This window comes from Cellulosimicrobium cellulans, assembly GCF_042723955.1.
GTDB lineage: Bacteria > Actinomycetota > Actinomycetes > Actinomycetales > Cellulomonadaceae > Cellulosimicrobium > Cellulosimicrobium cellulans_H.
Window position 1 is genome coordinate 1 of record NZ_JBHXIC010000126.1, and the last position, 8,769, is coordinate 8,769.

An 8,769-nucleotide genomic window follows, 5' to 3' on the forward strand; every position below is an offset into this window, starting at 1 on the left:
TACCACCCCACCCCCCCAAACACCCTATCCAGCAAAGTCTCGGGGGCTCGGAGTTGTGTATATGAGCCTGCGACCGCCCAGGGGTCCGGGACGGGAGCGGCACCGGCCGGCGCCGCAGGGGCGAACGCGCCCGGGGCGGCGGGTGCGGCGGGCGTCGCGGCGCCCTGGCCGCCGAGCGGGGCGGGCGGGTACGGCGCGTAGCCGGCCTGGGCAGGTGCGGGGGCGTAGCCGGGCTGGGGCGCCGGCGCGTAGCCCCCGGCCGCGCCGTAGCCGGCACCTGCGGGCGCGCCGGCCACGAGCGAGGCCACCCCCTCGTAGCCCGCGGGCGACGAGGACGCGGGGGCGACGCCGCGCACGTCGAGCACGAGGGAGCGACCGGCCTTGTCGTGCCACCCCTGCGACCGGCCGGAGGAGTCGAAGCCCGGGCTGAGCAGGACCACGAGGATCCCGCCCGCCGGCACGACGCCCACGATGATCCAGCGGAGCGCGGCCCGGCCGAAGCCGATCGGCTCGCGCGTCCCCGCGTCGACCGTGCGGATGCCCGTGAGGAGGTTGCCGAGCGTCTTGCCCGTCGATCCCTCCCAGAACCAGACGCCCACCCACCACGCGAGGGCGAGCACCGCGGCAGCCACGTAGACGACGAGCATCTTGCCGATCAGCGCGGCGGCCTCGTCCTGCGTCACGACCTGGACGCTGCCGAGCGGCGCCCCGACGATCGCGAGACCCGCGACGACGACCACCAGCGCGACGAGGCCCGGGACGGCGACGTCGACGACGTAGGCGAGGAAGCGTCGGCCTCGCCCCGCGAACGGGGCGGACGCCAGCGACGACGACGGTGCGGGCGCGGGCTGGCCGAAGGCCTTCTGCGTCGCGGCGTACACCTCGGGCTCCGTCGTGGTGTCCGGTGCCGACTGAGGGGCGGCCGCGTACGGCAGGTCCGACCCCGCGCGCGCGGCGACCGCCTGGACGCTCCCGACCGGGCCCGCGGCAGGCTCGGCGACCGGGCGACCCGTCCGAGGGAAGGGCTGCCCGCACACCGCGCAGAACGCGGACCCCGAGGACTGCGCGGACCCGCAGGCGGCGCACGTCACGTCGCTCATGACTCGTCTCCCTGTCGTCTCGTCGGCTCCGACGACGACCCTGCCGTCGGGGGCACGGCGCCACCCTTCGTGCCGGCGCGACGGCCGGGCAGCCACCGGCGCAGACCCGAGGAACCGGAGGCCGCGCGCACGGACCGCAACGAGAGTGCGGCACGGACGCGGGCGCGACGGTTCACGGAGGAGCGTAGCCCCCCGACGACGGTGTCCACGTCCGCCCAGAAGGCGTCGATCTCCTGCTCGCTCGGCTCGCCCTGGCCGAAGACGGTCGCGTCGGCCCGGTGCGCGAGCGGGATCGTGGCCGTCGCGCCGTAGGCCTGGGAGAGGAGGCCGGCGCCCTCGCGCCGCGTGGAGCCCGCGGGGACGGGCGTCCCGAGGTCCGTCGCGGTGTCGAGGACCTCGCGCCAGCCGCCGCTCACCCGGTCCACCGGACGCGCTGCCGCGCGACGTCGGGCCCGGCGACGCGCCTTGTAGGCCAGCACGAGGATCACGGGCAGGGCGAGGAGCGCGAGCGGCACCACCACGGCGACGGCGACGAGGGCCGCCTGGCCCCAGTCGAAGCCGTCGCTCTCGGCCTTCTCCTTCTCCTCGTCGTCGACCTTCCCGGCCTCGGCCTCGGCGGGCTCCTCCGGCGGCTCCGGGTCCTCGAGGATCGGGGGCTTCGGTACCTGGAGGCTCTTGGGCTCCGGCTGGATCTTGTTGTCCTCGTCCGGGATCGCCGGGATCGGCACCCACCCGTAGCCGACGAAGGGCACCTCCGCCCATGCGTGCACGTCGGCCCCGGTCGCCGTGAACGGCTCGCCCGGCTCGAGCGGGTTCTTCTCCTCGTCGGGGTAGAAGCCCATGACGACGCGCGCCGGGATGCCGGCCTGGTTGGCCATGAGAGCGAGCGCGACGGCGAACTGCTCGTCGTCGCCCACCATCTCGTCGTCCGCGAGGAGCGTGTCGATGCGCTCCGCCGAGTGACCCGGCCGCGACGGCGGCTGGGTGTCGAGCCCGCTCGAGAAGACACCGCTCGCCACGAGGCCGTCGCGGAGCGCGTAGAGCTGGTCGACGGGCTCGGTCTCCTCCCCCATGAACTGGGCGGCCTTGCCCGCGAGCGACGCGGGCAGCGCGTCCTTGGGCGGGGTGGGGACCTCGATCGACTGGTCGATCGCGCCCGCCCGCAGGTCGTCCTCGGTGGGCTCGACCGTGACGAGCGTGTCGAGCGTGTACGAGTCGCCGGGGCGCAGCCCGGCGGTCGTCAGCGCGGTCCCCGTCGTCGAGTTGTAGTACGTCGTCTCGCCGAGCTCGCGCGCGCGGTCGCCCGCGTAGGTGACGCCCTCGAGCGTGCCGACGTCGGGCACCCACACGCCGGTGTAGTCCCCGACCTGGACGTCGACGCGCGTCGGCGTCCCGGACGCGACCGTGGCGATCTCCTCGCCCGCGCGCGTGTAGACGCCTGAGCCGGGCAACCCGCTGGAGACGTCGTAGACGACGCCGTTGTACGTGTCGAGCCCGGCGAGGCGGACCTTGGCGCCCGCCGGGAGCCCCTGCACGGTGAACAGCTCGTCCTCGCGCATGTCCTTGGCGTACTTGCGGAACGCCGTGAGCGGGCTCACGTACTCGTGCAGGTCGAGCGGCGGCACGACCGTCTCGCGCAGCACGGTGCGCGGCTCGTCCGGGAGCAGCACGGGCGCGGCGAACGCGGCCGCGACGCCGCCGACGACGAGCATCGCGGCGCCCGTGCGCACGCGGTGCCACCAGAGCCGCCGCGTCGCAGCCTTGCTCGCCTCGGTCGTGATCTGGTGCGCGCCGAGCCGGGAGGCGGTGACCCGCCACCCGGCCCACAGCAGGCCCACGCCGCCGACGACGAGACCCTGCGCCACCGGGAACGCCGCGATGACGGTCCCGAGGAGGATGACCCCGACGAACGCGATCACGACGGGCACGAGCGCCCACTCGGCGCGGCGCGCACGCCATGCGATCGTCCCCGCGAGGAGCGCGGCGGCGAGCATGAGGAGGTACGGGACGACCGCGAGCTCCGGGAAGGAGTGCAACGGCGGGACCGTGGTGACGAACTCCTTCCAGCCCGTGACGGCGCCACGGAGCAGGTCGGTGATCGTCTGGAGCGACGGGACGACCCCGCCGATCGCGTCGGCCGGCAGCGCGAGCGCGCCGCCGAGGAGCAGGTAGGCGACGACCGCGACCACGAGGACCGTGGCGGCCGACCACCGGCGCCAGGCCCCGAGCCAGGCGACCAGGAGCCCGACGACGGCGCCGCCGACGGCCGGGACGAGGTACCCGGTCGACCCCCACACGGGCCCGAACCCGACCGCGACCGCGCCGAGGACGAGGACGAGCGCGAGCGCGTCGACGGCGCCGAGGGCCGTGAGCGCCCGCGGGGCGTCGGCGCCGCGCAGCCGGGTCGTGTTGCGCTGTGACGTCCCGGAGGAGGGGGCGGGCGTACCGACCGGGGTGGCGCGGCGCGAGCCGCGCGTCGTGGTGCTGGGAGCGCTCATCAGTCGTTCAGCCTCCGCAGGGCGAGGGGGAGCTCGCCGAGCTCGCCGATGGTGAGGACGACGAGCTCCGCGATCGCGTGCCGGCTGAGCGAGGCCCCGGGGACGCACTGGATCGCCATGACGCGGACGTCCTGGGGAAGCCGGGCGGACGCCGCCCGCAGCTCGGTGGGCGTCACCTTGCTGCCGACGATGAACGCCACGACCGACGCGTCGCTGATCGTCAGCCCCGCGACGCGGGCGACGTCGACGAGCGACGTGCGCTGCGCGCGCGTCTCGACGCGCGCGAGGTCGTCGAGCAGGCGGGTGCGGTGGTCGCCGCGCAGGTTGCCGTCGTTGACGAGGACCGTGACGCCACGGTCCTCCTTGATCGCCTGGAGCCCGAGCGACCCGCACGCGCTCACGGCGAGCTCGAACTCGTCGTCGTGCGCGTAGTCCTCGGCCCGCGTCGACAGGAGCACGGCGAGGTGCGACCGACGCGTCTCCTCGAACTGGCGGACCATGAGCTGCCCGGTCCGAGCCGTCGTCTTCCAGTGGATGTGCCGGCGGTCGTCCCCCGGGACGTAGTCGCGCAGCGCGTGGAACGAGACGTCCGAGTTGGAGATGTCCGTCGTGACGCGGCCCTCGAGGTCCTTGAGGAACCCGGTGGACGAGCCCGAGAGGTTCTTCACGCGCGGGTGGACGAAGAGCTCCTCGGGCTCGGTCCAGACGACCTCGCGGCGCAGCAGGCCGAGCGGGTCCGCCCGCACGGAGCGGACCGGTCCCACGGAGATCACCGAGCGCCGGTGCGTCGGCACCGTGAAGATCTCCTCGTGGCTCGCCTGGGGGCGCAGGCGCGGGACGGGGAACGTCGCCATGCCCTGCCCCACGGGGAGCTCCATGACCGACGGGAGCAGCGGCCGCCCCGAGTCGTTGCGCACGTCGAGACGCCCGACGGCACGGTCGCCGACCGTGACGCGCTGCTGCGCGAGGTCGAGCACGACGGCGTAGCGGAAGCGACCCAGCACGAAGGCGACGGCGGCGAGCAGCGACACCGTGAGCAGGACCGCCACCACCAGCAGCTCGAGCCACGAGAGGGCCAGCCCGGCCCACCAGGCGCCGACGGTGACGACGAGCGCGGCCCAGCCGAACGGGCTGACCGCCGAGGTCACGGGCTCGACGGTCCGGGCCACGGGCGCCAGCGCGCGCCCGAGGGGCGCAGTGACGCGGGCCAGGGGCGCCGCGAGGGGTCGGAGCAGGCCGGCGAGGGCCGACGACGCGGGTGGCGTGCCGGTCCTGCCGCGCGGGCGGCCGGAGCTGGCGCTCGGGCGGCCGGCCGAGGGGCCGTGTGAGGCGTTCATGCGATGTGCTCTCGATCGGTACGGGGAAGGACGGTCCGCCGTCGGGTCTGCACGGCAGCGCGGACGGGCGGGACGGGCGGGCGGCGTGGGGAGGGCCGCCCGTCCGGTCAGGCGGAGCGCCGCTCCTGCGGGGCCGCGACGTCGGCGAGGAGCCGGCCGAGCACGGCCTCGTTCGTCGCGCCGGCGAACTCGGCCTCCGGGTCGAGCACGAGACGGTGCGCCCACGCGGGCTGCGCGAGCTCCTTGATGTCGTCCGGCAGCACGTAGTTGCGCCCGTGGGCGGCGGCCCACACCTTCGCGCAGCGCACGAGCGCGAGCGCGCCACGGACGGACACGCCGACCCGGACCTCGGGCGCGTTGCGCGTCTCCTCCGCGAGGCGGGAGACGTACTCGAGCACCGCGCCGTCGACGTGCACCCGCGCGGCGAGCTCGGCCATCTCCGTCACGGCCTGCGTCGTGATGAGGGGCTGCAGCGTCTTGCTGCGGTCGCGCACGGACGCGCCCGAGAGGATCTCCACCGTGGACGCGTGGTCCGGGTAGCCGATCGACGCCTTCATGAGGAATCGGTCGAGCTGCGCCTCGGGGAGGCGGTACGTGCCCGCCTGCTCGATGGGGTTCTGCGTCGCGATGACCATGAACGGGCGGCCGACCTCGTGGCCGACGCCGTCGACCGTGACCCGGCCCTCCTCCATGACCTCGAGGAGCGCGGACTGCGTCTTGGGCGACGCACGGTTGATCTCGTCGGCCAGCACGATCGAGGCGAAGATCGGGCCCTGGTGGAACTCGAACTTCCCGGTCTTCTGGTCGTAGATCGTCACGCCGGTGACGTCCGACGGGAGCAGGTCCGGCGTGAACTGGATGCGGTTGTTCGTACCCTGCACGCTCGCCGCGAGGGCGCGGGCGAGCGACGTCTTGCCGGTGCCCGGCGCGTCCTCGAGGAGGATGTGGCCCTCGGAGAGCATGCAGGTCAGCGTCAGGCGCACGACGTGCGCCTTGCCCAGGACGGCCTGGCCCACGTTGCCGACGAGGCGGTCGAAGGTCTGAGCGAACCAGGTGGCCTGCTCGGGGGTCATCGTGCTCATGTTGTTCCGTTTCTCGTTGCGTGCTCTGTGGCGGTCGAGCGTGGGGCTACCAGCCCATGACCGGTGTGGTCGTCCCGTCGGAGAACTTCACCTGGACCTGCTGCCCCGGGTAGCCGTAGTAGCACTGGAGTCGCTGGCGGCCGTTGCTGAGGTTGATCGTCCACCACTGGTTGGAGTAGTTCGACGAGGGCGAGAACTTGTGCCACCCGGAGTCGGAGGCCCAGCACTGGTACTGGACCGAGCCGGTCGCGCCGTTGGGGTCGATGCCGAGCCAGCGACACGAGCTGTCCCCGCACCCCTCCTCGCCCCGAGCGTTGGAGTGCTTGTACAGCGTCGGTACCGGGCGCGCGTCGGTCTTGGCGGAGTCGCAGTGCTCGGCGGACGTGTTGCCCTCGCTGTCCTTCGCGACGGCGCAGAGCCTCGCGGTCTCGCTGTAGCCGAGCCCACCCACCGTGTAGGAGTCCGAGCCCGATCCGGCGGACTGCGAGATGCTGAAGGACCCGGACTTCGCTCCGCTCACGCGGACGGTCACGTTGCGCCCGTTCGTGGAACCGGAGACCTTGAACGTCACCTGTCCCTTGCCGCCGCTCGCCGACACGGTCGGGCGCGGGGGCGGGCCGTACGGGGTGGCCGAGTTGGCGGTCGTAGCCTCGCCGGCCTGGTTCGCGCCGTCGACGTTGGCGACGGCGCGCACCTTGATCGAGTACGCCCTCCCGTTGGTGAGCCCTCCGACGATCTTGCTGTCGGCGAGCGGCTTCCAGCCGTCCCCTGCGGCATACTCGTAGGAGATCTCGCTCGACTTCACGCCGCTGCCGGACGCGGCGCCGAACGAGAGCTGGATCTGCCTGTTCGTCCCGTTCGCCGTGGCTCTGAGGTTGCTCACGGTGCTCGGCGCCGCGAAGGCGCGCACCGGGTCGGACGCGGGCGAGAACTCGGCGTCGCCGAACTTGTCGGTCGCCTTGTTGTGCGCCCGGACGCGGAACGTGTAGCCCGTCGTGTCCGCGGGGACCCCGACGGCTACCGACGTCGCGCCGCCGGCGGCGGGGACGGTCTTGACCACGGAGCCGCCCTGGAGCGCCTCGATCGTGTAGCTCGTGATCGCGGCACCGTTGTCGGAGGGCGCACCCCACGTCACCTGCATCTGCGACGTGCTGCCGATCGAGGTGCGCTTCACGGTCGGCTTCGCCGGCGCGGCAGGCTTGCCCGCCGGCGTCTCCGCCGTCGACCACTCGCCCCACTCCGAGGGGTCGGGGGCCTGGTTGTTCGCCTGGACGCGCACCTTGTAGGCGACGCCGTTCTTCAGCCCGTCCCAGGTCACGGACGTCCCGACGAGCGCGGTCTTCTGGACCGCTCCGCCCGGCGGCGCCGGAGAGATCTCGAGGTCGACGGTCTCGATGGCCGAGCGGTCGGTGTAGGTCTTGTTCTCCCAGGTGACGGTGAGGGACTGGTCGCCGAACTCGAGGGTGGGTGCGGCGGGCGGGTCGGGCTTCTCGTCGGGACGCGCCTCCTCGGAGGGCGGGGAGGCGGGTCCGTCGCCGACGTCGTTGGTCGCGAAGACGGTGAAGGTGTACTTCACGTTGTTGGTGAGGCCGTCGAGGGTGCAGGTGGTGGTGCCGCAGGCCTTCTCGTAGCCGTTCTGGGAGCGCACGGTGTAGCCGGTGATCTCGGCGCCGTTGTTGTTCGGCGGGTCCCAGGACAGCACGACGGTCTGGGAGCGGACCTCGTCGACCTGCGGGGTGGCCGGGGCCTCGGGCTTGCCGAGCACCTTGAGCTGGACCCGGCCCTCGACCTCACGGTCGGGGTCCTTCGTCGCGTCCTGCACCCGGTACCGGACCACCATCACGCCGACGTAGTCGTCCCGGGGCGTGACGCTGACCTGGTCACCGGCCACGTCTGCCGACCCCTGCCCGGTCTCCACGATGGCGTCCACGAGCTTGAGCGGGGTGTCGGGGAAGGGGTTGGAGTCGTTGGCGAGGACGTCGACGGTGGTGGCCTTGCCCTGGTGGGCGTCGTCGACGGTGTCCTGGTTGGCGCGAACCAAGGGTCGGGTGGAGGCCACGACGGTGAGGGTCGCGGTGCCCTCGACCGGGGGGTGCTCGCCGTCGGTGACGGTGATCGGGACCTGGACCACCGAGCCCTTGGGGACCTCGGGGGTCGCCTGCGCGTGCAGGGTGCTGCCCTCGAGCGACACCGTGACGCCCTCGGCACCACCCGACGTCCCGAACGTCAGGGCATCCCCGTCGGCGTCCGTCGCAAAGCGTGCGAGATCGACCGAGGCCTCCTCGCCCGCTGCCACGTCGAGCGCCGGGGACCCGACGAGCTCCGGGGCGAGGTTCTCCGGCGGGAGGACCTGGACAGGGATGGTCAGGACGTTGGTGTGCCCGTCGGGGTCGTCGGGGCCGGAGCCGTCGGTCACCTCGAACGAGACGGACGCCGGCCCGGTGTAGGCCGGGTCGGGGGTGTAGACGATCTCCGTCACCGACGGGACCTCGCGCGAGCCCTCGGTGACCTTCACGGTCTCCTCGGTCGTCAGGCGCGGGGTCTTGCCCTCGACGACCAGCACGTGCTCCGTGATGTCGATCGGCAGGGACTCACCGGCCAGCACCTCGAGCTGTGTCCCCGGCCGGAGCGTCGGCTTCTGGTCGGTGAGGCCGGGAACCTTGACGAAGGCCTTGGCGGTGAGGCCGTCGATGTCGGTGACGGTGTAGGTCACGACCTGGCGGTTCTCGGTGAGGGTGATGACGAGCTCGCC

At 73.3% G+C, this 8,769-nt stretch carries 5 protein-coding genes; all 5 read right to left on the reverse strand.

All coding sequences use genetic code 11. The features are described from left to right. On the reverse strand, positions 1 to 1,100 hold a 1,100-nt coding region (locus ACFWH7_RS19905; RefSeq protein WP_378219211.1), incomplete at its 3' end, for an RDD family protein. Then, positions 1,097 to 3,598: a transglutaminase-like domain-containing protein gene (locus ACFWH7_RS19910; protein ID WP_378219213.1), complete on the reverse strand. Its 2,502-nt coding sequence runs from the start codon at positions 3,596 to 3,598 to the stop codon at positions 1,097 to 1,099. The genes ACFWH7_RS19910 and ACFWH7_RS19905, both read right to left, overlap by 4 nt. Then, a complete protein-coding gene (locus tag ACFWH7_RS19915) occupies positions 3,598 to 4,935 on the reverse strand; it encodes a DUF58 domain-containing protein (RefSeq protein WP_378219214.1) in 1,338 nt (445 codons plus the stop codon). The genes ACFWH7_RS19910 and ACFWH7_RS19915 overlap by 1 nt, the downstream gene beginning before the upstream one ends. Positions 4,936 to 5,042: 107 nt before the next feature. After that, entirely contained in the window at positions 5,043 to 6,017 is a 975-nt protein-coding gene (locus ACFWH7_RS19920; protein ID WP_378219215.1) for an AAA family ATPase, read from the reverse strand. A gap of 46 nt (positions 6,018 to 6,063) precedes the next feature. After that, the coding region (locus ACFWH7_RS19925; RefSeq protein WP_378219217.1) for a fibronectin type III domain-containing protein at positions 6,064 to 8,769 on the reverse strand (2,706 nt) is incomplete at its 5' end.

Coding starts and splice junctions, on each gene's coding strand:
- ACFWH7_RS19920 (WP_378219215.1), bottom strand. CDS start 6,017: ATGAGCACGATGACCCCCGAGCAGGCCACCTGGTTCGCTCAGACCTTC.
- ACFWH7_RS19910 (WP_378219213.1), bottom strand. CDS start 3,598: ATGAGCGCTCCCAGCACCACGACGCGCGGCTCGCGCCGCGCCACCCCG.
- ACFWH7_RS19915 (WP_378219214.1), bottom strand. CDS start 4,935: ATGAACGCCTCACACGGCCCCTCGGCCGGCCGCCCGAGCGCCAGCTCC.